Source organism: Poseidonocella sp. HB161398 (genome assembly GCF_005870025.1).
Lineage (GTDB): Bacteria > Pseudomonadota > Alphaproteobacteria > Rhodobacterales > Rhodobacteraceae > Mangrovicoccus.
Map to the genome: position 1 here is coordinate 138,711 of NZ_VATA01000001.1, position 22,294 is coordinate 161,004.

The 22,294-nt window shown below is 72.8% G+C and carries 17 protein-coding genes; 9 read left to right on the forward strand and 8 right to left on the reverse strand.

Going from position 1 to position 22,294, the window contains the following annotated elements:
* Window positions 1-403 precede the first annotated feature (403 nt).
* The 9 genes from FGX59_RS39525 (at window position 404) to FGX59_RS00660 (ending at window position 13,230) form a co-directional block, all read left to right on the forward strand.
* Window positions 404-1,123 carry a transposase gene (locus FGX59_RS39525; protein ID WP_370295665.1) on the forward strand — a complete coding sequence of 240 codons (720 nt, stop codon included), beginning with the start codon at window positions 404-406 and terminating at the stop codon, window positions 1,121-1,123.
* A gap of 2,601 nt (window positions 1,124-3,724) precedes the next feature.
* Window positions 3,725-4,807, forward strand: a complete 1,083-nt coding sequence (locus FGX59_RS00625; protein ID WP_240722193.1) for a TRAP transporter substrate-binding protein — start codon at window positions 3,725-3,727, stop codon at window positions 4,805-4,807.
* A complete protein-coding gene (locus tag FGX59_RS00630) occupies window positions 4,804-5,430 on the forward strand; it encodes a TRAP transporter small permease subunit (RefSeq protein ID WP_138464344.1) in 627 nt (208 codons plus the stop codon). Before FGX59_RS00625 ends, FGX59_RS00630 begins: the two co-directional genes overlap by 4 nt.
* Window positions 5,427-6,710, forward strand: a complete 1,284-nt coding sequence (locus FGX59_RS00635; protein WP_138464346.1) for a TRAP transporter large permease — start codon at window positions 5,427-5,429, stop codon at window positions 6,708-6,710. The genes FGX59_RS00630 and FGX59_RS00635 overlap by 4 nt, the downstream gene beginning before the upstream one ends.
* A complete protein-coding gene (locus tag FGX59_RS00640) occupies window positions 6,707-7,510 on the forward strand; it encodes a hypothetical protein (protein ID WP_138464348.1) in 804 nt (267 codons plus the stop codon). The genes FGX59_RS00635 and FGX59_RS00640 overlap by 4 nt, the downstream gene beginning before the upstream one ends.
* Window positions 7,507-9,246, forward strand: coding sequence for a hydantoinase B/oxoprolinase family protein (locus tag FGX59_RS00645; RefSeq protein WP_138464349.1), 1,740 nt, complete (start codon window positions 7,507-7,509; stop codon window positions 9,244-9,246). Before FGX59_RS00640 ends, FGX59_RS00645 begins: the two co-directional genes overlap by 4 nt.
* Window positions 9,247-9,255: 9 nt before the next feature.
* Complete coding sequence (locus tag FGX59_RS00650) at window positions 9,256-11,361, forward strand: hydantoinase/oxoprolinase family protein (protein WP_138464351.1); 2,106 nt, start codon at window positions 9,256-9,258, stop codon at window positions 11,359-11,361.
* The gene (locus FGX59_RS00655) at window positions 11,354-12,505 is read left to right on the forward strand and encodes a DSD1 family PLP-dependent enzyme (protein WP_138464353.1); all 1,152 of its coding nucleotides are present in this window, start codon (window positions 11,354-11,356) and stop codon (window positions 12,503-12,505) included. The genes FGX59_RS00650 and FGX59_RS00655 overlap by 8 nt, the downstream gene beginning before the upstream one ends.
* A 2-nt stretch (window positions 12,506-12,507) precedes the next feature.
* Window positions 12,508-13,230, forward strand: coding sequence for a GntR family transcriptional regulator (locus FGX59_RS00660; protein ID WP_240722194.1), 723 nt, complete (start codon window positions 12,508-12,510; stop codon window positions 13,228-13,230).
* A gap of 1,212 nt (window positions 13,231-14,442) precedes the next feature.
* On the opposite strand, the gene FGX59_RS00665 is transcribed toward FGX59_RS00660, so the two are convergent.
* Genes FGX59_RS00665 through FGX59_RS00700 form a run of 8 tightly spaced genes read right to left on the reverse strand, consistent with a single transcriptional unit; the run spans window position 14,443 to window position 22,246 of the window.
* Window positions 14,443-15,783 (reverse strand): FAD-binding oxidoreductase, encoded by a 1,341-nt coding sequence (locus tag FGX59_RS00665; RefSeq protein ID WP_138464355.1) that lies wholly within the window; start codon window positions 15,781-15,783, stop codon window positions 14,443-14,445.
* Window positions 15,784-15,837: 54 nt separating this feature from the next.
* On the reverse strand, window positions 15,838-17,196 hold the full coding sequence (locus FGX59_RS00670) for an NAD(P)/FAD-dependent oxidoreductase (RefSeq protein WP_138464357.1): 1,359 nt from the start codon (window positions 17,194-17,196) through the stop codon (window positions 15,838-15,840).
* Complete coding sequence (locus FGX59_RS00675) at window positions 17,193-17,480, reverse strand: (2Fe-2S)-binding protein (protein WP_138464359.1); 288 nt, start codon at window positions 17,478-17,480, stop codon at window positions 17,193-17,195. The genes FGX59_RS00670 and FGX59_RS00675 overlap by 4 nt, the downstream gene beginning before the upstream one ends.
* Window positions 17,464-18,573 carry an FAD-binding oxidoreductase gene (locus tag FGX59_RS00680; RefSeq protein WP_138464361.1) on the reverse strand — a complete coding sequence of 370 codons (1,110 nt, stop codon included), beginning with the start codon at window positions 18,571-18,573 and terminating at the stop codon, window positions 17,464-17,466. Before FGX59_RS00680 ends, FGX59_RS00675 begins: the two co-directional genes overlap by 17 nt.
* Window positions 18,570-19,325, reverse strand: coding sequence for an amino acid ABC transporter ATP-binding protein (locus FGX59_RS00685; RefSeq protein WP_138464362.1), 756 nt, complete (start codon window positions 19,323-19,325; stop codon window positions 18,570-18,572). The genes FGX59_RS00680 and FGX59_RS00685 overlap by 4 nt, the downstream gene beginning before the upstream one ends.
* Window positions 19,322-20,836 carry an argininosuccinate lyase gene (gene argH, locus FGX59_RS00690; protein WP_171060446.1) on the reverse strand — a complete coding sequence of 505 codons (1,515 nt, stop codon included), beginning with the start codon at window positions 20,834-20,836 and terminating at the stop codon, window positions 19,322-19,324. The genes FGX59_RS00685 and argH overlap by 4 nt, the downstream gene beginning before the upstream one ends.
* A 2-nt stretch (window positions 20,837-20,838) precedes the next feature.
* Window positions 20,839-21,567, reverse strand: a complete 729-nt coding sequence (locus tag FGX59_RS00695) for an amino acid ABC transporter permease (protein ID WP_138464366.1) — start codon at window positions 21,565-21,567, stop codon at window positions 20,839-20,841.
* A 7-nt stretch (window positions 21,568-21,574) separates the two neighbouring features.
* Window positions 21,575-22,246 carry an amino acid ABC transporter permease gene (locus tag FGX59_RS00700; protein ID WP_138464367.1) on the reverse strand — a complete coding sequence of 224 codons (672 nt, stop codon included), beginning with the start codon at window positions 22,244-22,246 and terminating at the stop codon, window positions 21,575-21,577.
* Window positions 22,247-22,294: the final 48 nt, after the last annotated feature.

A 22,294-nucleotide genomic window follows, 5' to 3' on the forward strand; every position in this document is an offset into this window, starting at 1 on the left:
GCTGGTCCTGATGGAGACGCGGCGGGTCCTGGCCGTGCTCGAGGCGATGCCCGCCTTGACCCGCCGCCGCGATGCCGTGTGCGTTGTCCGGCTGCTCCGCATGGGCTGGTCGGGGCCGGTCGGTTGCACGCCGGTATCCGCGCGCAGGATGCGCGCCCTGCCCGGCGCCCGCAGGGCGGTCCGGGAGGCGGCGCTCGACATCGGGCCGTCGCTGCACGGCGTGCCTCGCGCCATTCCGGGAGGAAGCCCGGTCCCGCCGGCAAGGGCAAGGGGCGCTGGTTGCCGGAACTTCCGCGCCGGAGACCGCCGCCCCGGCCATCCTCGTTGCCCGGGCAATACCGCGCGACAGGCGGCTGGATCGCAGGGGGCTCGAGCGTGCGCGGCAGGACGGGGGATGGCGACGATGCCGCCTCCCGGCGAATGCCGGCAACCGCCTGCCGGGCAGCGGGCGGGATCGCATCGCCCCGCGCGCGGCGATCCGGCGCGGGGCGCGGGACCACGGGCCGGCCTGGCGCCGCGGCGGGAACAGTCGGGCGGGCGCAATATCGCCGGGCGGATCGCCCGGGCAGGGGATGGCGGCTTGCGCAGGGCGCTCTTCGATGCGGCCACGGTGATGGCGCACCATGCGAGGCGATGCGGGCTCGAGGCATGCAGGTTTCCAGGCGCCACGGCTGGAAGCCCGCCATCGTGGCCGTCGCATGGCGGATCGGCGTTCGGGCGCTTTCGCGGTCCCGCAGGGGCCACGGTCGCCTTCACGGCGCCATCGCATTCGGCTGGACGGCACCAGGGTCCGCCTGAAGCGCGATCCGGTCCCGGCTGCGGCCCGGGACGCCAACCGGCAGAGGAAAGTGGGAAGCCAGCTCCCGGCAGGGTCCGTCCCGCCATGTGCGTCCGGCGCGGTTTCCGGATGTCCTGCAGGCGGCCTGCGCGCCGATCACGGCGGCAGGCATGGCACCGGGGGACCGGGAGCGGAAGCGATGGCGCTGCGGAGGGAGCACATGGTTCTGCACGGGACCAACGCGGCCGACGGCGCAGGCGGCGCCCCGATATCCGGGGTCTCCGCGCCCCCGTCCGCTGTCGGCCCGGCAATTGTGGCAGCCTTGCCGTGCGGTTCCCGGATTGACGGCCGGGGCCCCAGGACGGAAGCCTCATGGACCTGGCGCGCTGAACCGTCCAATCCTCCGTCCGCTCCGCCAGGATCGCGCCGGCGAGGCGCCGGATCGCTGCCTCGTTCGGGCGTTCGGGCATGACTGCCACCGGTCCGGGGGAGTGCCCGGCAGCGCTGCCAGGCGGTGGAGAGGACGCATGCGCACCGCGTCACACCGCCAGGGCCGCGCCGGGCGAGGTCACGCAGGAGAGACCGGGGGTCATGGCGCCGGTCGCGCCGCGAAAGTCCCGCCACCGCTCCGGAAGGGCCCGGCCCCGGCGGCGCCGGTCGCCATGCCCGGCAGGCGCACCCCGAGGGTGCCGCCGGCAGGCGGGGCCGACGCAAGCCGCAAGCGCGTCCGCGTCCGCCGCGATCCGCCCACCCTGGCGCAGCTCGAGGCAGGTCGCATCGTTCCCCGAGCTGAGGCGGAGCAGGAAAGGCTCCGGGGAGCCTTTCCCCGCCGGAGGGCCATCCGCCCCCGACCGGCCGCCTCAGGAAGGCGTCCGCACGCTCGCCGATCTCCGCGCGGAGGTGGCTGACCTGGCTCCAGGAGATGCCGCCCGCGCCCATCGCCTGGACCGGATCCGTCCATGGTGCGTGTCGAGATGCCATGGACATCTGCGTCCTGATCACCGCGGCGAGGGCCGTCTCGGCCGACCCCCCGGCGCGGGAAACGCGGGAAAACAGGCGCCGCTGCGCAGGTGCCGAATGCGCCGCTCAGCCCTGCCGGCCCGGCTCGGCCAGTCCCGGTCGCGATCGCCGTTGCGCCGCACCAGCCGGTCGCTGCTCTGCGCGCCGCAGCCGGTACCGGTCCTGGCGCCGCCCTCGTTCTCTCAGCCATCGAGCCCCAGGATCCATGGCCAGACGCCCGAATTCGATCCGCTGCTCGGCAGCAGAACCGGTCATCTCGCGAAGCAGGGCGGCATCGGCGCTCGGGGCGGTCCCCGGACCGGTGGCGAGCGCGCAGGTCCATCCAGGGGTTGATCATCGGACACTTCCCCCGGGTCGGCTTGGCTCGGCACCCCGACCCTCCACGGAAGCCCGACGGACAATCCCAGCGCCCCCCAAGGGATGCGATCCGGCCTTGCCGCAACATTGGATGGCGCATGTCAGGCACGGCAGCCTTCCTCCCCGCAGTGGCCCGGGGACTGGCCCGCCCCCTGCCCTGTCGTCGCCCCTCCCGCCCTGTCCCGCTGGGACTAGGCGGGCCTCTGGGCAGCGGGCCCGAACCGCTCGCCGGGATGGCAAAGGGCTGACGACCGGAGCGGTCCCCCGCATGAGCCGCGCCTGCCATGCGGGGCAGGTCGGCCGCAGGTTCCGCCGCCAGGCGCGACGGCCGACCCGCAGGGGAACCGCCGGAAACCGGGCCGCGCCGACACGAATAGCGCCGCCCGGATCCGGCCAAGCGGGACGCGCGCGCATCGGATCCTGACGCCGGACCTGATCGCCTCGGTGCAGCAGCTCGGCGGCAGGCGCTCTGCGCCGCGAGTGCCGCGAGTGCCGCGAGTGCCGCGAGTGCCGCGAGTGCCGCGAGTGCCGCGAGTGCCGCGAGTGCCGCGAGTGCCGCGAAGACATTGCCGGAACCGGTCGCCCCCGGAAGGGGACCGTTGGTCGCCGATGCCCCTCCTCTTCGGCGGCATCCCTCCGGCGCGCCGCCGGAGCTGCGGACGGAACCGGCCGCCGGTCCAGTGCAGGACATTGGCGCATCGCCCTCGCCCGAGGGGACCTGCCTGCGGACGGGCGCTCGACCGGAGATATCCGCGACAACCGGCACGGGCGAAGATGGGCATTCCGCTCTCCCCCCGCCGCCACGCGACCGGAAACGGCCGACCGGAGCGCTGGTCCTGCGATCGGCACTGCCGCTGCTGGGCAGGACCGGCCCGCGGCGCCTCCGGGAGGTGCGGGAACGCGGCATGGATGGCGGAACGCGTGCGCGGCCCGCGCCCGGGGGGCCGCAGCGTCAGGGTTCCCCCGCTGCCGGGACTTGAAGCGGCGCGCGCCGGCGGCAACGGCGGAGCGGCAGGGCTGCATGAGGGCACGGGTCCCGCCCCTGCCGGCCGCTTGGGCGATCCGCGGGGCGCGGGGATCCGGCCGGGGGACTTGTGCCGTCGGACCGGCGCCGGTCAGAGCGACGGGCACCCGCGGCACATGTGCCGGCCGGAGAACGGAGCGCGCTCTTCTGGCCCGTGATCTCCGCAGGGCGGCGGCAGCGGCCCCGGGCCCGGCTCCGCGCCTGTGCCCTGCGCTGCAGGCGGGCGGGCCGCGTCGCGCGGCGGCAGGGGCCCGGCGGCCAATGCGCGGTCCCGGCGGCGGCGATCCGGCGACAAGGCGCCCTTTCGCCGGGCAGTTGCCCGGAAAGACGGCATATTTTCTGGACGCTTTCTGCCTCCGCCCGCCGCCGCCCGGCCGCGCCGCCCCGCGGGGCTTGCTCCGCGGACGGTGCTGCGCTGGTATCCCGATAGAATATACGTAGCGTATATTTCGTGGCCCGCCCCCCGCGGGCCGGTCCGGAAGGCCCCGCCAGAGGGTCCCGGGCGTCGAAGGCACCTGACAGTCCAACAGCACGGAGTCGAGGCTATGACCACGAGGACCCCCACGAAGACCAAGACCGGCGGGCTGCGCCGGATGCTCGCCGCCACCGCGCTCGGCGGCGTTCTGCTCTCCGCCACCGCCCCGCTGGCCGGCGCGGCCGAGACCGAGATCCGCGCGCTCGGCTACACCTCCAACCTCTATCTGTGGAACATGGAGGAGGAGTTCTACGGCACGACCTTCCCCGAGGCCGCGGGCGACCTGATCTCGATCGAGGCGGTGCCGCATGACCTGGCCGGGCTGAAGGGCCCCGAGGTGCTGTCGATGCTGCAGGACGGCACGCTGCAGCTCGCGGTGCAGAACATGAGCTACATGGCCGGCGAGGATCCCCGCTTCGAGGCGCTGGATCTGGCGGGCGTCACCCTGACCAATGCCGATGCCAAGAAGGCGACCGATGCCTACAAGCCGGTGCTGGCCCGCGTCATGGAAGAGAAGTTCAACACCCATCTGCTGGGCATCGCGCCGCTGCCGAGCCAGGTCTTCTGGTGCCGCGACGAGATCTCGGGGCTGAACGACCTCGAGGGCAAGAAGGTCCGGGTCTTCAACTCGACGCTGTCCGACTTCGTCACCGGCGCGGGCGGCACGACCGTCACCATTCCCTTCGTCGAGGTGATCCCGGCGCTCCAGCGCGGCGTCGCCGACTGCGCCGTGACCGGCACGTCCTCGGGCAATACCGCGCGCTGGTTCGAGGTGACCGACTACCTCTATCCGATGAATGTGGGCTGGTCGATGGTGTTCTGGGCGGCCAACAAGGACCTCTGGGACAGTCTTTCCGAAGAGCAGCAGGCGCTGCTGAGCGACCAGTACGGCAAGCTCGAGGCCGAGGCCTGGGCCGTGCAGGAAGAGCAGGACACCGATGCCGTCTCCTGCTCCACCGGCGGCGAATGCAAGCTCGGCGTGAAGGCCGAGATGACCCTGGTTCCGGTCTCGGATGCCGACATGGAGAAGCACGCGACGATCATCTCGGACTACGTGCTGCCGAACTGGGCGGAGCGCTGCGGCGCGGACTGCACCAAGGAGTGGAACGAGACCGTCGGTGCCGCGCTCGGCATCGAAGCGCCGCTGCCATGAGACAGGGCGCGCAGGCACTGGCGCAGGGGCTCGACCGCATCCTGGCGGTCCTGCGCGCCATCTCCTCGCTGGGCGTCTGGGCCGGTGGGCTGCTCCTTGTCGCGCTGGCCTTCGGGGTCGGCGCCGAGGTGCTTCTGAGAAAGCTCGCCGGGACCAGCCTCGGCGGGCTCGACGAGCTCGGCGGCTACGCGCTCGCCATCGTCGCGGCGCTGGCCTTCACCGAGGCGCTCTTCACCCGCAGCCATATCCGCATCGGGCTGGTCCGCGACGCGCTGGGGCCCCGGCTGCGGGCGCTGATGGACATCGTCTCGCTCGGCGGGCTGATCTGGTTCCTGTCGATCCTCCTGTGGTTCGCCTGGAAGCTGGTGCTGCGCAGCGCGACCATGGGCACGAAATCCATGACCCCGCTGGCCACGCCGCTGATCCTGCCGCAGGCGCTGTGGTACGCGGCGCTGCTGCTCTTCGGGCTCTCGGCGCTGGCGCTCCTGATGCGCGCGCTGGCCGCGGCCGCACTCGGCGACTGGGAGGGGATTGCCGCCCGCATCGGCCTGCGCGACGCCGAGGAGGAACTGCGCGACGAGCAGCTCCTTTCCGCCGAAGCCGCCGGGGAGGCGCGGACATGATCGTCACCACCCTGGCCGTGCTCTTCGGCCTGCTGCTGCTGTCGCTGCCCGTCGCCGCCGTCCTCGGCCTGACCGGCGTGGTGCTCAGCTCCTCCTACAGCTTCATCCCCGCCACCCGCGGGATCGGCACGATCAGCTGGAGCGCGCTGAATGACGGCGTGCTCGTCGCGGTGCCGCTCTTCGTGCTGATGGGCGAGATCCTGCTGCGCTCGGGACTGGCGCAGCGGATGTACGGCGCGATGGCGGCCTGGCTCAACTGGCTGCCCGGCGGGCTGATGCATGCCAATATCGCCACCTCGATGCTCTTCGCCGCGACCTCCGGATCCTCCGTGGCGACCGCCGCCACCGTCGGCACCACCGCGATCCCCGAGATCCGCCGCCATGGCTATAACGAGCGGCTCTTCCTCGGCTCGATCGCCGCCTCGGGCACGCTGGGCATCCTGATCCCGCCCTCGATCAACCTGATCATCTACGGCGCGCTGACCAACAGCTCGATCCCGCAGCTCTACCTGGCGGGCTTCCTGCCGGGGATCGTGCTGGCGGCGATGTTCAGCCTGGCGGTCTGGGGCGCCTGCAAGCTGCGGCCCGACTGGGGCGCCTCGCCGATCGCCGTCACCTGGCGCCAGCGCCTTGCCGGGCTGCCGCACCTGATCCCGCCTGCGGGGATCTTCCTGCTGGTCGTCGGCTCGATCTATGCCGGCTGGGCAACGCCGACCGAGGCGGCCTCGCTCGGCGTGCTGGGCGCGCTCGGCATCGCCGCCCTCTCGCGCAGCCTCAGCCGCGCGATGCTGCGCTCGGCCTTCGCCGGCACGATGCGCACAACGGGGATGATGATGGCCATCGTCATGGCGGCCTATTTCCTCAACTACGTCTTCGGCAATATCGGCCTGACCACCAAGGTCGTCGCCTTCTTCAACGAGCTGGACATGGGCGCCTACCAGACGCTCTTCGTCATCATCGGCTTCTACCTGGTGCTCGGGCTCTTCATGGAGACGCTGTCGCTGATGGTCGCCACCGTGCCGATCTTCACCCCGATCGTCGTCGCCATGGGCTTCGACCCGGTCTGGTTCGGCATCCTCGTCATCATGCTGATCGAGACGGCGATGATCACGCCGCCGGTTGGCATCAACCTCTTCGTGGTGCAGGGCGTGCGCCAGGGCGGCGCGCTGTCCGATGTCGTCCGCGGCGTGCTGCCGTTCCTGGCGGCGCTGCTGCTGGCGATCCTGGCGCTGGTGCTGGTGCCCGGGATCGCGCTCTGGCTGCCGGGATGGCTGGCATGACCGACGCGATGGACCTTGCCACCCACGCGCTGCGCGGGGCCGGCGGCGGAGCCTTCGTCTGGGCGGTGCTGAAGACCGCCGAGGCCGCCCCCGCGGGCGTCGCCGCCACCGTGATCGCGCTGCCCATCGCGATCGCCGCCGGGACCTTCGCCATGGCCGCGCATCAGAGCCCGGCCTTCGTCGCCGAGGCCTCGCTGCGCGGCGCCCAGGCGCTGCCGGCGCTGCTGGTCTTCGTGGTCACCGCCGCGCGGCTCTTTCCGCGGCTCTCCGCCGGGCCGCTGATCGGCACCGCGATGGCGGCCTGGTTCGCCGCGATCTGCGTCCTGACGGCCGGGCCGGCCTGGCCGCTCGGCGTCTCGGCCGCGGTGCTGGCCGCGATGCTGCTCCTGTCGTCGCTGGCCCTGCCCTTCGACCTGGCGCTTTCCCCGCCCGGCAGGGCCGCGGGTCCCGCCCGCCGGATCTGGCCCGTGGCGCTGCAGGCCGCGCTCCTCGTCATGGTGATCGGCCTCTTCGCCCGCGTGCTCGGCCCGCGCTGGAGCGCCGTGCTGACCGCCATTCCCGTCGCCATGATCACCGTGACCTACGGGCTGAAATCCCGCGGCACGCCCGGCTGGGCGGCCACCTACCAGTCCGCCCGGCTCGCCGGCCCGACCCTCTTCGTCTATCTCGCCACTGTCGCGCTGGCCGCGCCCCGCTGGGGCGGGCTCGCGGCGGCCGCCGCCGGGCTCCTGCCCTCGGCCGCCACCGCCGTCGCCGCGACCTCCCTCCGCCACCGCCTGTTCCCGAGGACGCCCGCATGACCTCCGAGACCGATCCGGCCATCGCCGATCCGATCGCCTTCCAGCTCTTCCGCCACGCCATCACCGGCATCGCCAACGAGATGGCCTTGACCATCTTCCGCACCGCCTATTCCGGCGTGCTGAAGAACATCATGGACTACTCCACCGCCATCTGCGACCGCGAGGGGCGGCTGGCGGCTCAAGGTTTATCCCTGCCCGGGCATCTCTGCTCCATCCCCGTCGCGCTGAAGGCGACGCTCGCCGCGATGGACGAACCCGTCTGCGAAGGCGACGTGCTGGTGATGAACGACCCCTATTCGGGCGGCATGCACCTGCCCGACATCTTCACCTTCAAGCCGATCTTCGTCGCGGACGAGATCGTCGCCTTCGCCTGCGCCGTCTGCCACCACACCGATGTCGGCGGCCGGGTCGCGGGCTCGAACGCCTCCGACAGCACCGAGATCTTCCAGGAGGGCATCCGCATCCCGCCCCTGAAGCTCTACCGCAAGGGCGAGGTCGACCGCACGCTGATGGCGATGCTGGAATCGAATGTGCGCATGCCCGACCGGCTGAGGGGCGACCTGCGCGGCCAGCTCGCCGCCTGCCGCATCGCCGAGCAGGGCGTCCAGGCGCTGGCCAGGACCGAAGTGGCCGGGACCTTCATCGCCAAGCTCGACGAGCTGATGGCCTATTCCGAGATCCTCACCCGCAACGGCATCCGCTCCCTGCCCGACGGCGAATTCACCTTCACCGACTATATCGACGATGACGGCATCGACGTGGGCAAGCCGATCCCGCTGGTCTGCACCGTGCGCAAGTCCGGCGAGAGGCTGGTGATGGACTGGACCGGCACCTCCCCGCAGGTGAAGGGCGCGATCAACAACACCTTCAGCTACACCGCCGCGGCCAGCTATACCGCGGTCAAGACCGTGCTGGGCGACGGCGCGCCCAACAATGACGGCGTCTTCCGCGCCATCGAGGTGATCGCCCCCGAAGGCACCATCGCGAATGCCGTGATGCCCGCCGCCTGCGCCGCGCGCGGCCTGACCGGCTTCCGCATGGCCGACTGCGCCTTCGGGGCGATGGCGGGCCTCGCCCCGGGGCGGGTGCTGGCCTGTTCCGACGGCGGCAACACGAACGTCTCCATCGGCGGCTATGACAGCGACCGCAAGCCCTTCATCTTCGTCGATTTCGTCTCCGCCGCCTGGGGCGCGCGGCCGTGGAAGGACGGGCTCGAGGGCAACACCACGCTTTTCGCCAATATGGCGAGCTATTCGACCGAGACGGTGGAATCCGAGAACCCGGTGCTGATCACCGTCAACGAATTCGTCGATGACAGCGCGGGCGCGGGCAAGTTCCGCGGCGGCGTGGCGATGCGGCGCGACTACATGCTGCTCGAGGACGAGGCGGTCCTGTCGGTGCGCGCCGACCGCCAGGCCTTCCGCCCCTGGGGGCTGGACGGCGGCCATGACGGCGCGCCCGGCATCAACGTCATGAACCCCGACGGACCGGCCGAGAAGCTCGTCAGCAAGTTCACCATGACCATGCGCAAGGGCGACGTGCTCAGCCATTGCCTGCCCTCGGGCGGCGGCTACGGCAACCCGCTGGAGCGCGATCCCCAGGCGGTGGCCGAGGACTGGCTCGACGATTTCGTCTCCACCGAGACCGCGCGCGACATCTACGGCGTGATCCTGACGCCCGACGGCGCCGTCGACCTGCCCGCAACACAGGCGCGCCGCGCCGAGCTGACCGCCTGAGGACAGAGCATGACCGAGACCGCAAAATCCCGCCTCGCCATCGATATCGGCGGCACCTTCACCGATTTCATCCTGGAGGACGCCACCGGCGAGCTGCACAGCTTCAAGACGCTGACCACGCATGAGGACTACACCGCCGCCATCGGCACCGGCATCGACCGGCTGCTGGCCGCCTCGGGCGTCGCCGCCGCCGATGTGGGCCAGGTGCTGCACGCGACGACGCTGGGCTCGAACACGCTGCTGGAGCGCACCGGGGCGAAGACCGGGCTGATCACAACGAAGGGCTTCCGCGACGTGCTGGAGATCCGCGACCTGCGCATGCCGCGGCTCTACGACCAGGACTGGGACAAGCCCGAGACGCTGGTCCGCCGCCGCTGGCGCCGCGTCGCCGAGGGCCGCATGCTGGCCGACGGCACCGAGATGGCGCCGCTGGACGAGGACGACATCCGCGCGGCGGTGGACTTCCTCAGGGCCGGCGGCATCACCTCGGTCGCGGTCTGCCTGATCAACAGCTACGCCAACCCGGCGCATGAAATCCGCGCGGGCGAGATCATCCGCGAGATGTGGCCCGAGGTGCACCTGTCGCTCAGCCACGAGCTCCTGCCCGAGGAGGGCGAGTATCCCCGCACCTCGACCTGCGTGATCAATGCCTATGTGCAGCCGGTCTTCCGCGACTACATCGCCCGGCTGGAGACGCTGATCGCCGCCAAGGGCATCGCCGCGCCGCTGTTCTTCATGCAGTCCAATGGCGGGCTCACCCCGGCCGAGACCGCCGCGCGCCAGCCGATCCACATCATCGAGAGCGGCCCGGCCGCGGGCGTCGTCGGCGCCTCGATCCTGGGCCAGGCGACCGGCACCGGCACGATGATCACCCTCGATATCGGCGGCACCACGGCCAAGGCGGCGCTGGTGCAGGACGGCCAGCCCGGCATGGCGACCGAGTTCCAGGTCGGCGGCCATGTGCTGCAGACCGAGCGGCTGCTTTCGGGCGGCGGCTTCTCGCTGCGGGTCCCGGCGATCGACCTGGCCGAGGTCGGCGCCGGCGGCGGCTCGATCGTCGCGCGCGACGCGGCCGGCGTGCCGCAGGTCGGGCCGCGCTCCGCGGGCTCGAACCCGGGGCCGGTCTGCTACGGCAATGGCGGCACCGAGCTGACCGTCACCGACTGCAACCTGACGCTGGGCTACCTGAACGAGAATTCCATCGCCGGGGGCGAGATGGTGCTCGACCGCGCCGCCGCCGTCGCCACCTGCGGCGCGCAGCTCGCCGGACCTCTGGGCAAGTCGCCCGAGGAGGCCGCCCATGGCGTCTTCACGCTGAGCTGCATGACGATGATCCAGGCGATCCGCGCGGTGACGACGGAGCGCGGCCAGGATCCGCGCGACTTCGCGGTCTTCGCCTTCGGCGGCAACGGCCCGCTCTTCGCCGCGGGCATCGCCGAGACGCTGGGCTGCGCCAAGGTGATCGTCCCCCCGGCCCCGGGCGTCTTCTCGGCGCTCGGCCTGCTTTGCGCCGAAATCGAGATCCACAAGTCCCGCAGCTTCCGCCGCCTGCTCGACGAGGGTGCCGTCGCCGATGCCCAGGCCGCCTTCGCCGAGATGGCGCAGCTGGCCGAGGCCGAGGCGCAGCGCCCCGGCGGGCGCCTGACCGCCACGGCACGGATGCGCTATGCCGGGCAGAGCTCGGATCTGCAGGTCTCCCTCGGCGATCCCGCCCGGCTCACCCGGGCCGCGATGCGCGCCGCCTTCACCGCCGAGCATGACGCGGTCTTCAAGTTCACCGCGCCCGAGACGGAGCCGGTCAGGATCACCGCGATCGAGCTCTGCTACGCCCTGCCCGTGGGCCGGCTCGACCCGAACCGGCGGCGGCTGGCGCGGGCGGGCGGGACCGCGACCCAGCGCGCCTGGTTCGGCGCCGCGGGCTGGCTCGACGCGCCGGTGATCCCGCGCACCGCCCTGACCGAGGCCGCGGGCCCCTGCATCGTCACCGATCCCGACGCCACGACGCTGGTCCCGCCCGGCGCGCTGGCCCGCGTGACGGCGACCGGCAGCCTGGAGATCGCGCTGGCCGCGCCCGCCGCGCCGGCGGCCGGGCAGAGGCAGGCCGAGAATGCCTGACCCCGGCTACGACATCCCGGCGCGGATCGGCGACCCGGAGGCGGCCATCGCCACCCCGGCGCTGATCCTCGATCTCGACCAGCTCGAGGCGAATATCGACCGGATGCGCGCCGATGCCCGCCGGCTGGGCGTGGATCTCCGCGCCCATGCCAAGATGCACAAATCCGCCGATATCGCCCGGCTGCAGATGACCCGCGGCGGCGCGGCCGGGGTCTGCTGCCAGAAGCTCTCCGAGGCCGAGGCGCTGATCCGCGCGGGCATCACCGACATCCTCCTGACCAACGAGCTCGTCGGCGCCGCCCGGTTCGCGCGGCTGGTGCGGCTGGCGCAGAGCGCCCGGATCGCCGCCTGCGCCGACCATCCCGTCCAGGTGGCCCAGGCCTCCCAGGCGGTGATCGAGGCCCGCGCCGCCGGCGCCCCGGACGATTTGGAGCTCGAGCTGCTGGTCGAGATGGATTGCGGCGGCGGCCGCTGCGGCACCCCGGACACCGCCGCCACGCTGGCCCTCGCGCAGACCATCGCCGACAGCCCCGGCCTGCGCTTCGGCGGGCTCCATTCCTATTACGGCAGCGCCCAGCATGTCGCCGACCCGGCGGAGCGCGACCGGCTCCTCGCCCTCTCGATCGCGCGGACGGCCGAGGCGCGCGACGCGATCCTCGCCGCAGGCCTGCCCTGCCCGCGCATCACCGGCGCAGGCACCGGCAGCTACGAGACCGAGGGCGCCTCGGGCGTCTATACCGAGATCCAGCCGGGCAGCTACGCGGTGATGGATGCCGACTACAACCGCATCCGCCGCGCCGATGGCAGCCCGCCGGGCGGCTTCGGCCAGGCGCTCTTCGTGCTCGCGACCGTGATCTCGACCCCGGTCCCGGGGCGCGCAGTCTGCGATGCCGGGCTGAAGGCGCTGGCCGTCGACAGCGGCCCGCCGGTCGCCCATGGCGTGCCCGGCGTCTCGGTCCGCGCCGTCTCGGACGAGCATTGCACGCTCGACGACCCCGAGGGCCGCCTGCAACTGGGCGACATGATCCGGCTGATCCCCGGCCATTGCGACCCGACCTGCAACCTCCACGACTGGTATGCCGGCCTGCGCGGCGGCCGGGTGGAGGCGCTCTGGCCGGTCACAGCCCGCGGCAAGGTGTTCTGAGCATGGCGCCGGAGGAAACGCCGTCACAGGTCTCGCTGGCCGTGGAGCTCCTGCGCGACCGGATCATCGACCTGACGCTGGCGCCGGGCAGCCGCATCGACGAGCGGCTCCTGATCGACCGTTTCGGGCTCGGCCGCACGCCCGCGCGCGAGGCGCTGAACCGTCTGGCCGCCGAGGGCTTCGTCGCCTTCCGCCCGAACCGCGGCGGCGCCGTGGTCCAGCCGCTGGATTTCCGCGAATTCGAGCAGCTGATCGAGGCGCACCAGTTCTGCGAGGGCATGCTGGCGCATCGCTGCCGGCTCGACGCGCCGGGGCTGCTGGAGGATTTGCGCGCCCTCCAGGACCGCTATGCCGCCACCGTCGCGGCGCGCGACTTCCTCGAGATCACCCGGCTCAACACCGCCTTCCACATGCGCATGTACGCCACGATGGAGAACGCGCTGATCGAGGAGTTCGCCCGCCAGGTCCACCGCCGGGTGATGCGGGTGCTGAACTACACCTACCAGAACGAGCTGGCCGATCCCGCCCATCAGGACGCGCAGTTCGAGCTGAACCTCGCCCAGCACGAGGACATCCTCGCCGCCATGGCCGCCGGCGACCGCACGGGTTTCGCCACGCTTCTGGTCGATCACGGCCGCTATGTCTCGCACCGGCTGATCCACCTGCTGGAGCGCCGCCGCGTCGATCTGGTCCCCGCCTGGGTCATGCCCGGCCCCGGCGCCTAGCCGCCCTTCGATCCGCGGCGCCTGCAGAAGACCGCCCCGCCTCCACGGAAGCCGGGCGATCGCCCCGCGGCTCCGCGGCTCGCTCCGCCCTCCCGACCGGCCGGCGGCCGCGCCCCGGAGCACCGTCCGTGGCGGAAGGCCGCAAGCTGGCGGCAGGCCGGCCCGCCGGGGGGCTGCCGCGCCCCCGACAGTCCGGGTCGCCATGAATGCAGGCGTTGGGATCACAGCCCGCAGGGCTTTCACATGGACCGCCACGGTTCGGGGACCGCCGGACAGCGGCAGCCGCCGCACGGAACCGGAGGGCACAGCCCCGCGCGGCCGGGCAGCGGACACGTCGCGGACAGGGCCAATGCAGCGGCGGCCCTGATCTCCGCCTGCGCATCGCGGACTGCCGGGGCGCCCGGGGCCGCGCGGGAGGCCCCCGGTCCCATGGCGCCGGGGGCGACTGGACCGGACGGCTCCGGCCCGGGAGGCGCCGGTCGCCCTGCCCCGTCCCGCGCCTCCGGGGCCGGGACCGGCCCTGCGGCGGGCGACGGAGGCGATCCCGTCCCGGCCAGCCGGCATTGCTCCATGCGCCGGAGCCGGATAGGACAGGCTCGCCGCCGAGGGGCCATCGGCCCTCCACCGGCCGCGTCGGGACGGCAACCGCGCCCATGCCGGTCCCCTGCCCTCCCATGGCCCGCGGCAAGGCCCTGACAGCCCGCCCGGATCACGGCCGTCCGGGCGTCCCGACACAATGGCGCCGTCCGGGGCGTGCGGGAGCAGCTGCGCGGATGCGGCAAGAAAGGCGCCACGCGGACAGCCCGCCGCTCCCTGCCGCCGTCCCGGCACCCGTGGCGCCGCGCCCGCCATGCACGGCGCCATTTCCGGCACCGGCCTCATCTCCGCTGCCGTGACTTTCCCGGATCGACCGCCGCCGGGCAGAAGGGCGATCCTCTTCCGGCGCGGGACCGCATCCCTGCGAGCTCGTCAGCGCGCGGGAGAAGCCTGCTCCGCCACCAAGGCCGGGGGCAGAACCGGAAATGTGGTCCGGAAGGCGGCAGCGCTTGCGCGCATCCGGGAGCGGTGCTGGCCGGAACCGGACCGGTGCCGGCGAGACACCGCGCCGGCATCCCTTTGCGGCAAGCTGTCAGGAAGGTGCCTGCAGGCCGGTCACGGATCCGGCCCGCGCGGGCATCCCCGGGTCAGGCCGGAGCGGCACACCCGCCCGGATCAGCGCCGGGCGACGCCGCTGATCGGCCGGATCGGCGTGCCGTCGGTGAAGCGCGTCAGCCGGAAATTCCCCGGATCGGTGAAGGGCCGCCCGTCGCTGGCCAGATCCGCCGCCAGCTTCCCCGCCCCGGGGCCGAGCCCGAAGCCGTGCCCCGAGAAGCCGGTGGCGATCACCAGCCCGGGCATCTTCTCGACCTTCGAGATCACCGAGACCGCGTCGGGCGTGACGTCGATCATCCCCGCCCAGTACTGCGCCACCGGCACGTCGCGAAAGGCCGGCATCGCCTTGCGCATCGCCGCATAGACCCGGTCGATCGCCTTGCGGTCGGGCGCGGGGTCGAGCACGCGGCAGCGCTCGAAGGGCGTCACCTCGTCCGCGCCCCAGCGCCGCGTCTCGCGCGCCGCCTCGACGAAGCCCGGCCCGACGGAAAAGGAGATCGTCCGCCATTCATTGCGCAGCGCCGGCAGGAACTTCGCGAACAGACGGAAGCTGTCGGGGGTCAGCTCGAAGCGGTTCGCCAGCACGCTGGCCACCGTGTAGCCGCCATCGGCGCGGCGCCGCGCGGTGAAATCGGGATGCTTGATCGTGACGTCGGGCCCCTCGGGCACCGCGGCCGTGCGCAGCACCGTGTTTCGCAGCCGCAGCTGCGGCAGCTCCACCCCGGCATTGCCGAGAAAGAGCCGCGACCAGGCGCCCCCGGCCACGACCACGCTGTCGCAGGCGACCGTGCCCTTCTCCGTCACGACGCCCGAGACCCGCCCCGCCGCGGTCTCGAGGCTGCGCACCGCGCAGCCCGTCATCACCGTCGCGCCGAGCTCCTGCGCCCTGCGGGCCACGGCGGGCGCGGCCTTCTGCGGCTCCGCCCGGCCGTCGGCGCGGTTGACCAGCGCGCCCTTCAGCCCGTGATCCATGCCGGGGAACATCGCCGACAGCTCCTGCGCCGAGGCGATGGAGGCGGACAGCTGGTAGTCCCGGAGCGAGGGCAGCCACTGCTCCAGATCGGCGCGCCCGGCCGCGTCGCGGAAGCCGAAGGCGATGCCGCATTGGCGGTAGCCGGTCTGCCCCTCCACCCGCTGGTCGAGCTGCTGCCAGAGCCGCGCGGATTCGACCATCAGCTCCATCTCGCGCGGGTCGCGATGGGTCAGCCGCACCCAGCCCCAGTTGCGGCTCGACTGCTCGCCGCCGATATGGCCCTTCTCGCACAGAAGGACGCTCAGCCCGCGCTCGGCAAGCTCCAGCGCGGTGCAGCAGCCGATGATGCCGCCGCCGATGACGACCGTGTCGACGCGGGCGGGCAGGGTTTCGGCGGAGGGGACGGGATCGGGGGTCGGACCGGGCATGACCGGGGCCTTTCGCAAGCTTGGGAAGGGAGGGATCGGGCGGCGGGCCGGATCTCAGGGCGGCGGGAAATCGGGCTCCGCCATCCCGGCGGCGGCGATCACCGACAGCGGCAGCGGCTTCAGCGGCGGGCGGATGCGGAAATAGCCGGTCTCCTGCATCCCCTGCCCGCGCGCCTCGGCGACGAGCGCCGCGACCGCCAGGCCGCAGGTCCGGCCCTGGCAGGGGCCCATGCCGGCGCGCAGCAGGAATTTCGCCTGGTTCGGCCCGGCGGCGCCGTCGCGCGCGGCGCGGCGGATCGCGCCCGCGGTGACATTCTCGCAGCGGCAGACCACGGTGCCGTCATCGGGCAGCACCGTGCCGGGGTGGTAGAGCCGCTCGAGGAAGGGCCGCGCGGCACGCGCCCGGGCGATCCGGCGGCGGAGCCCGGCGGTCTCGCCGCCTGCCAGCAGCCGCGCCGCCAGCCGGCCTTCCAGCTCGGCGACCTCCGCCCCGCCGATCCCGGCGCCGTCCCCGGCCATCAGGATCCCCGGCGCCAGCCGCAGATCGCCGTCGCGGCGCGGGCGGAAGGCGGCCTGGCCCGCATCCCAGTCATGGCCGATCCTGAGAAGCCGCGGCGCCTGCGGGTTCGGCACCACCCCCAGATGCAGCCCGACCGTCTGCGTCTCCAGCCGCCAGTCGCGCCCCGCGGCATCGCGGAAGCGCACCGCCTCCGCCCGGTCGGTCCCCTCGATCTGCAGCCCCGAGGCGCCGCGATGGACCGCGACCCCGGCGCGCAGCACCTTGGCGATCAGCCCCAGCCCCTTGGCCAGGGGCCCCGGCGCCCGCAGCGCGCCGGGCAGCGCGCGCGCCGCCTCGCGATAGCGCCCGGCCGGCAGGGTCTCGACCACCGCCTGGGGCGGCACGCCGGCCGCCGCCATCTGCGCGGCCAAGAGCCACAGGAGCGGCCCCGCCCCGGCCAGAACCGCGCCCTCGGCGGCAAGGCCGGAGGTCTTCATCAGGATCTGCAGCCCGCCCGCCGTCTGCACGCCCGGCAGCGTCCAGCCCGGCACCGGCACCGGCCGCTCCACCGCGCCGGTCGCCAGCAGAAGCGTGCCGGGCCGGATCCGGCGGCTGCCCTCGGGCCCCGCGCAGTCGACCGCCAGCGGCTCCGCCTCGATATTCCAGGCGACATGGCCTGGCAGATAGGTCGCCCCGCTGGCGTGGAAGGCGTCGATCACCGCCCTGCCCTTCGCGTAATCCGGGCCCATCAGCTGCCGCCGCGCCCCGGGCACCTGGCCCGCGCCGCGCCAGATCTGCCCGCCCGGCGCCATCTGGTCGTCGATCAGAACGACCGACAGCCCCGCTGCCCGCGCCTCGATCGCCGCGCCGAGCCCCGCGGGCCCCGCGCCGATAATCGCCAGATCCGGTGTCATGCCCGCCCCCCCCGCTGCCGCGCGACCTTCATGCCGGGCGCCAGCAGCACCTGGCAGGCCTGCCGGTTCGGCCGCCCGTCGATCTCCACCAGGCACTCGAAGCAGGTCCCCATCAGGCAGTAGGGCCCGCGCGCCGCGCCATCCAGCGGATGCGACCGCGTCGCCGCGATCCCGGCCGCCAGGAGCGCCGCGGCCACCGTGTCGCCCTCGCGCCCGGCCAGCGCCTGCCCCTCCCAGGTGAACTCGACCGCCGCGGCGGCCTCCGTGTCAGTTGTCCGGAACATCGAACCTCCGCGAGGACAGCGCCGCGATCTCCGGGGCCAGCGCCCCGGCGGCGATCATCGGCGCAAGTTTCAGGGCATGGACCGCCGCCAGCGTGACGCCGGAATGGCAGTTGGCGGCGAAAAGCCCGGGCAGCGAGGCGGGCGCCTCGTAGACCGGGAAGCTGTCGGGCGTCATCGTGCGGATGCCGCCCCAGGCGCGGACCAGGTTCACCTCCGAGAGCCAGGGGAACATCTTCAGGCTGCGCGCCGCGATATCGGCGATCACCGCGCCCGAGCTGCGGTCGTCGAGCCCGGCCTCCGGCTCCTTGCTGTCGCCGAGCAGCAGCGTGCCCGCCTCGGTCTGGCGCACCTTGTGGGTCGGCAGCGGCAGCCGCGGCCCGGTGCGCTCGGTGACGAGGATCTGACCCTTCAGCCCCGAGACCGGGATCTCGATCCCCGCCATCCGGCCGAGCGCCAGGTTGCCCGTCCCCGCCGCCAGCACCAGGACCGGCGCGGCATGGCGCGCCTCTGCCGTCTCCACCTGCCACAGCCCGGCCTCGCGGCCGAGCGCGACCGCCTCCTGCCCCGAGAGGATCCGCCCGCCCTGCGCGAGGATCCCGCGATGCAGCGCCAGCAGCAGCCCCTGCGGGCTGGCATGGCCGTCCTGCGCGCAGAGGCTGGCGCCGACGACCTCCGGGCCGATCCCGGGCAGCAGGTCCGCCAGCTCGCCGCGGTCGAGGATCCGCATGTCGAAGGCCCCGGGCCCGTCGACATTGTGCATCCGCTGCATTAGGCCGCGGCGGCCGTCGAGCTCTTCCTCGCTCATGCACAGATGCAGCCCGCCCGGCGCCGAGAAGCCGCAGGACACGCCGGTCTGCCCGGCCAGCAACTCCTGGAAGCCGGGCCAGAGCGCGGCGCCCTCGCGGGTCCAGGCGGCGTATTCCGGCAGGCCGTCGCCCTTCGACTGCACCCAGACCAGGCCGAAATTCGCCCGCGCCGCGCGCTGCGCCTCGTCGGCGCCGTCCAGCACGGTGACGCCCATGCCCTGGCGCAGGAGCCCCCAGGCAATGGCCGCGCCGACCATGCCGCCGCCGATGACGATCGCGTCGCTCATGCGTCATGCCTCATGATCAGGTCGAGGAACTGCCGCGCCCGCTCGGTCCGCGGCGCCGAGAAGAATTCGGCCGGCGTGCCCTCCTCGACGATCTCGCCGCGGTCCATGAAGATCACCCGGTCGGCGACCTCGCGGGCAAAGCCCATCTCGTGGGTGACGCAGATCATCGTCATTCCGTCATCGGCCAGCCGCCGCATCGTCGCCAGCACCTCGCCGACCATTTCCGGGTCGAGCGCCGAGGTCGGCTCGTCGAAGAGCATGCCCTTCGGCTTCATCGCCAGCGCCCGGCAGATCGCGACGCGCTGCTGCTGCCCGCCCGAGAGCGAGGCGACCGGCGCGCGGGCCTTCTCGGTCAGCCCGACGATGCCCAGAAGCCGCAGCGCCTCTTCCTCGGCCTCGGCGCGGGTCATCAGCCCGGCGCGGCAGGGCGCCAGCGTGATGTTGCGCATGACGTCGAGATGCGGGAACAGCGCGTAGTTCTGGAAGACCATGCCGATTTCCAGCCGGGTCTGGCGCCAGCGCCCGGGCCCGGCGCCATCGACCCGGCGGCCGCCGACCATGACCGCGCCCGAAGTGATCTCCTCCAGCCCGTTGACGCAGCGGATCAGCGTCGACTTGCCCGAGCCCGAGGGGCCGAGGATCACCACCACCTCGCCCTGGCGGACCTTCAGGTCGACATTGCTGAGCGCGCGGATCCCGCCGCGGAACTCCTTGCAGAGCGCGGCGGTCTCGATCAGCGGAACCGGGCTCATGCCGGGGCCTCCGCCATCGCGCCGCCGATCAGCGCGCGGCAGCAGGCCTCCAGCCGCTCGGCGGCTGCCTCGCGGCGCAGGGCGCGGGTCTCGGCCGCGCGGCGCTCGGCGGCCAGTGCCGCCGCCGCGCCATTCCTCAACCGCGCCGTCTCGGCCAGGCTCGGCCCGCAGCCCGGCGCCTCGAGCACGCCCGCAGGATCCAGCACCTCGGCCAGCCGCGCGGGCGCCAGCCCCAGGGACCGCCCCGTGATCTCGCGCGCCGCCGCGTCGAGCGCGGCCCCGGGCGCGGCGCCCTCCAGCGACAGCCGCACGAAGCGCCCGGCGATGTGATGCGCCTCGCGGAAGGGCAGCGCGCAATCGGTGACCAGCGCATCGGCCAGCGCCGTCGCGGTGGCGAAATTCGCCCCCGAAAGCTCGGCCATCCGCGCCCGGCAGGGCATCGCGGCCCCGGCCACGACCCGCGCGGCCGGCAGCATCCCCGCCAGCTCCTCCAGCGCCTCCCACAGCCAGCGCCCGGCCTCGGCGCCGACCTCCTGGCTATGGCCGAAAGGCACCGCGCGGCTGGCGGCAAAGGCCGTCGCCAGCGCCCCCGACAGCGCCGCGGGGCGCGATTTCAGGTGCTCGAGCACGGCGAGGTTCTTCTTCTGCGGCATGATCGAGGAGGTGATCGCCACCCGGTCGGGAAAGCGCAGCATGGCGAATTCATGGGTCGACCACAGGTAGAAATCCTGCGCCATCCGCCCCAGCGTCAGCGACAGCTGCGCGGCGGCATTGCCCAGCTCGATCAGCCCGTCGCGGCTGGCGATCGCGTCCAGCGCATGGGGCTGCGGCGCGGCAAAGCCCAGAAGCTCGGCGGTACGGGCGCGGTCGATGCCGAAGCGCGTCCCGGCCAGCGCCCCCGCCCCCAGCGGACAGTCGTCCATCCGCGCCAGCGCATCGGCGATCCGCCCGGCATCGCGCCCCAGCGCCGCCTCGATCCCCAGAAGGTACCAGCCGAAAGTCACCGGCTGGGCATGCTGCAGATGGGTGTAGCCCGGCATCACCGTCGCGGCCTCCTCCCCCGCGCGCTCGAGCAGCACCTCGCGCAGGTCGAGCACCTGGGCCAGCAGCCTCTCGCCCAGCTCGCGCTGGCGCAGCCGGTCGAGCGTCGCCTTCAGGTCGTTGCGCGAGCGCGCCATGTGCAGGAAGCCCGCCTCGGCGCCCGCGCGGCGCGCCAGCTCCGCCTCGTAGTTGAACCAGGCATCCTCCCGCTCGGGATCGAGCGCGAAGGCGCCGGGCCCCTCTGCCTCCAGCTCGGCGACATGGCCCAGCAGCCGCCCCGCCAGCGCCGCGGGCACCAGCCCGCATTCGGCCAGCATCACCAGATGCGCCCGGTTGATCGCGGCAAAGCCCGGCAGCGAGGCGGCGAAGCTGCGCGCCAGCAGCGGCGCGTTGATCCCGGCGATGATCTCGGGCGCCAGCGGCTCGGAGAGCAGCCCGCTCACCTTGGAGGTCGTCTTGGTCTCGGACATGGTCATGTGGCCTCGGCAGGTTTGATCTCGGCCGCTTTCGCGGGGGCCTCCGCCGCGGGACGATGGGCGCTGCGCGACCGCGCGATGCGCCGCTCGAGCCAGGCGGTCAGCAGGTTCAGGCTGAAGCAGATCACGAAATAGACGCAGAGCACGAAGCCGTAGACCGCGAAGGCGGGGCTCATGCCGGTCATCATCGTGGTGCGCTCGACGATGATCTGCGCGGTGCGCAGGAATTCCGTCGCCCCCACCATCGTCGCCAGCGCGGTCGACTGGATCAGGATGGAGAAGAGCCCGGTGAAGGCCGGCAGGATCGGCAGCAGGATCTGCGGCAGCAGCACCAGCGCCATGGTCTCCGCCGGGCGCATCCCCAGCGCGACCGCGCTCTCGCGCTGGTGCTTGGGGATCGACTTGAAGCCGCCGCGGATGATCTCGGCGCCATTGGCGCTGCCCCAGCTGGTGAAGCTGACCAGCGCCGCGGCGAACGGGTCCAGCGACAGCCCCACCAGCGGCGCGCCGAAATAGACGAAGAGCAGGTTCACCACCAGCGGGATGTCGCGGAAGACCTCCACGTAGATCACGCTGAGGATGCGCAGCGCGCGGAAGCGCGAGACCGCGGCGATCCCCACCGCGAAGGAGACGATGGTCGTCAGGAACAGCGCCGACAGCGCGAGCTGGAAGGTGACGACCAGCCCTTTCCCGAGCAGCGGCAGGCTTTCGATGATCAGGTCCATGGCAGCCTCACGCGGTCCGGAACGGCGCCTGCAGCACCTGTTCGAGCTGCCGCACCCCGGCCGACAGCGCCAGCACGATCACCAGGTAGATCGCGCCGATCGAGACGAACATCTCCAGCGTGCGGAAATCCATGGCGACGCGGTTCATCGCGACGAAGGTCAGCTCGGCCAGCCCGATCGCCTGCAGGTAGGAGGAGTTCTTCAGCACCGAGACGGAGGTGTTCAGCATCGAGGGGATGCAGACCCTCAGCCCGATCGGCAGCGCCACCAGCCGCAGGTAGAGCATCGGCTTCAGCCCCAGCGAGAAGGCCGCCTCGCGCAGCCCGTGCGGCACGGCCGACAGCCCCCCGCGGATGTTCTCGCTGTTATAGGCCCCGCCCCAGAGCGACAGCGCCAGCACCCCCGACCAGAAGCCGCCGAGCCCGAGCCCGAGCGAGGCGAGCCCGTAGAAGATGAAGTAGATCTGCACCAGAAGCGGCGTCGAGCGCATGAAATGGACGTAGGCGCTGGCGATCTGCGACAGCACCGGCACGCGGAAGGTGCGCAGGCAGGCGCAGAGCGTGCCGATCAGGACGGAGAAGAGGATGGAGACCAGGCTGACCAGCAGGGTCATCCACAGCCCCTGCATCAGATCCGGGGTCGCGCCCCAGATATAGGGGAAGCTGAACTGGTAGGTCATGAAGGACTTTCAGGCGGCCGGGGTCAGGGCAAGGGGGGCGGCCCGCAG

Bases quoted from the DNA above. Each gene is read 5' to 3' on its own strand.
- FGX59_RS00635 (WP_138464346.1), top strand. From the start codon at position 5,427: ATGATCGTCACCACCCTGGCCGTGCTCTTCGGCCTGCTGCTGCTGTCG.
- FGX59_RS39525 (WP_370295665.1), top strand. From the start codon at position 404: ATGCCGCCTCCCGGCGAATGCCGGCAACCGCCTGCCGGGCAGCGGGCG.
- FGX59_RS00655 (WP_138464353.1), top strand. From the start codon at position 11,354: ATGCCTGACCCCGGCTACGACATCCCGGCGCGGATCGGCGACCCGGAG.
- FGX59_RS00680 (WP_138464361.1), bottom strand. From the start codon at position 18,573: ATGAGCGACGCGATCGTCATCGGCGGCGGCATGGTCGGCGCGGCCATT.
- FGX59_RS00670 (WP_138464357.1), bottom strand. From the start codon at position 17,196: ATGACACCGGATCTGGCGATTATCGGCGCGGGGCCCGCGGGGCTCGGC.
- argH (WP_171060446.1), bottom strand. From the start codon at position 20,836: ATGTCCGAGACCAAGACGACCTCCAAGGTGAGCGGGCTGCTCTCCGAG.
- FGX59_RS00640 (WP_138464348.1), top strand. From the start codon at position 6,707: ATGACCGACGCGATGGACCTTGCCACCCACGCGCTGCGCGGGGCCGGC.
- FGX59_RS00625 (WP_240722193.1), top strand. From the start codon at position 3,725: ATGACCACGAGGACCCCCACGAAGACCAAGACCGGCGGGCTGCGCCGG.
- FGX59_RS00665 (WP_138464355.1), bottom strand. From the start codon at position 15,783: ATGCCCGGTCCGACCCCCGATCCCGTCCCCTCCGCCGAAACCCTGCCC.
- FGX59_RS00650 (WP_138464351.1), top strand. From the start codon at position 9,256: ATGACCGAGACCGCAAAATCCCGCCTCGCCATCGATATCGGCGGCACC.
- FGX59_RS00685 (WP_138464362.1), bottom strand. From the start codon at position 19,325: ATGAGCCCGGTTCCGCTGATCGAGACCGCCGCGCTCTGCAAGGAGTTC.
- FGX59_RS00700 (WP_138464367.1), bottom strand. From the start codon at position 22,246: ATGACCTACCAGTTCAGCTTCCCCTATATCTGGGGCGCGACCCCGGAT.
- FGX59_RS00630 (WP_138464344.1), top strand. From the start codon at position 4,804: ATGAGACAGGGCGCGCAGGCACTGGCGCAGGGGCTCGACCGCATCCTG.
- FGX59_RS00645 (WP_138464349.1), top strand. From the start codon at position 7,507: ATGACCTCCGAGACCGATCCGGCCATCGCCGATCCGATCGCCTTCCAG.
- FGX59_RS00695 (WP_138464366.1), bottom strand. From the start codon at position 21,567: ATGGACCTGATCATCGAAAGCCTGCCGCTGCTCGGGAAAGGGCTGGTC.
- FGX59_RS00660 (WP_240722194.1), top strand. From the start codon at position 12,508: ATGGCGCCGGAGGAAACGCCGTCACAGGTCTCGCTGGCCGTGGAGCTC.
- FGX59_RS00675 (WP_138464359.1), bottom strand. From the start codon at position 17,480: ATGTTCCGGACAACTGACACGGAGGCCGCCGCGGCGGTCGAGTTCACC.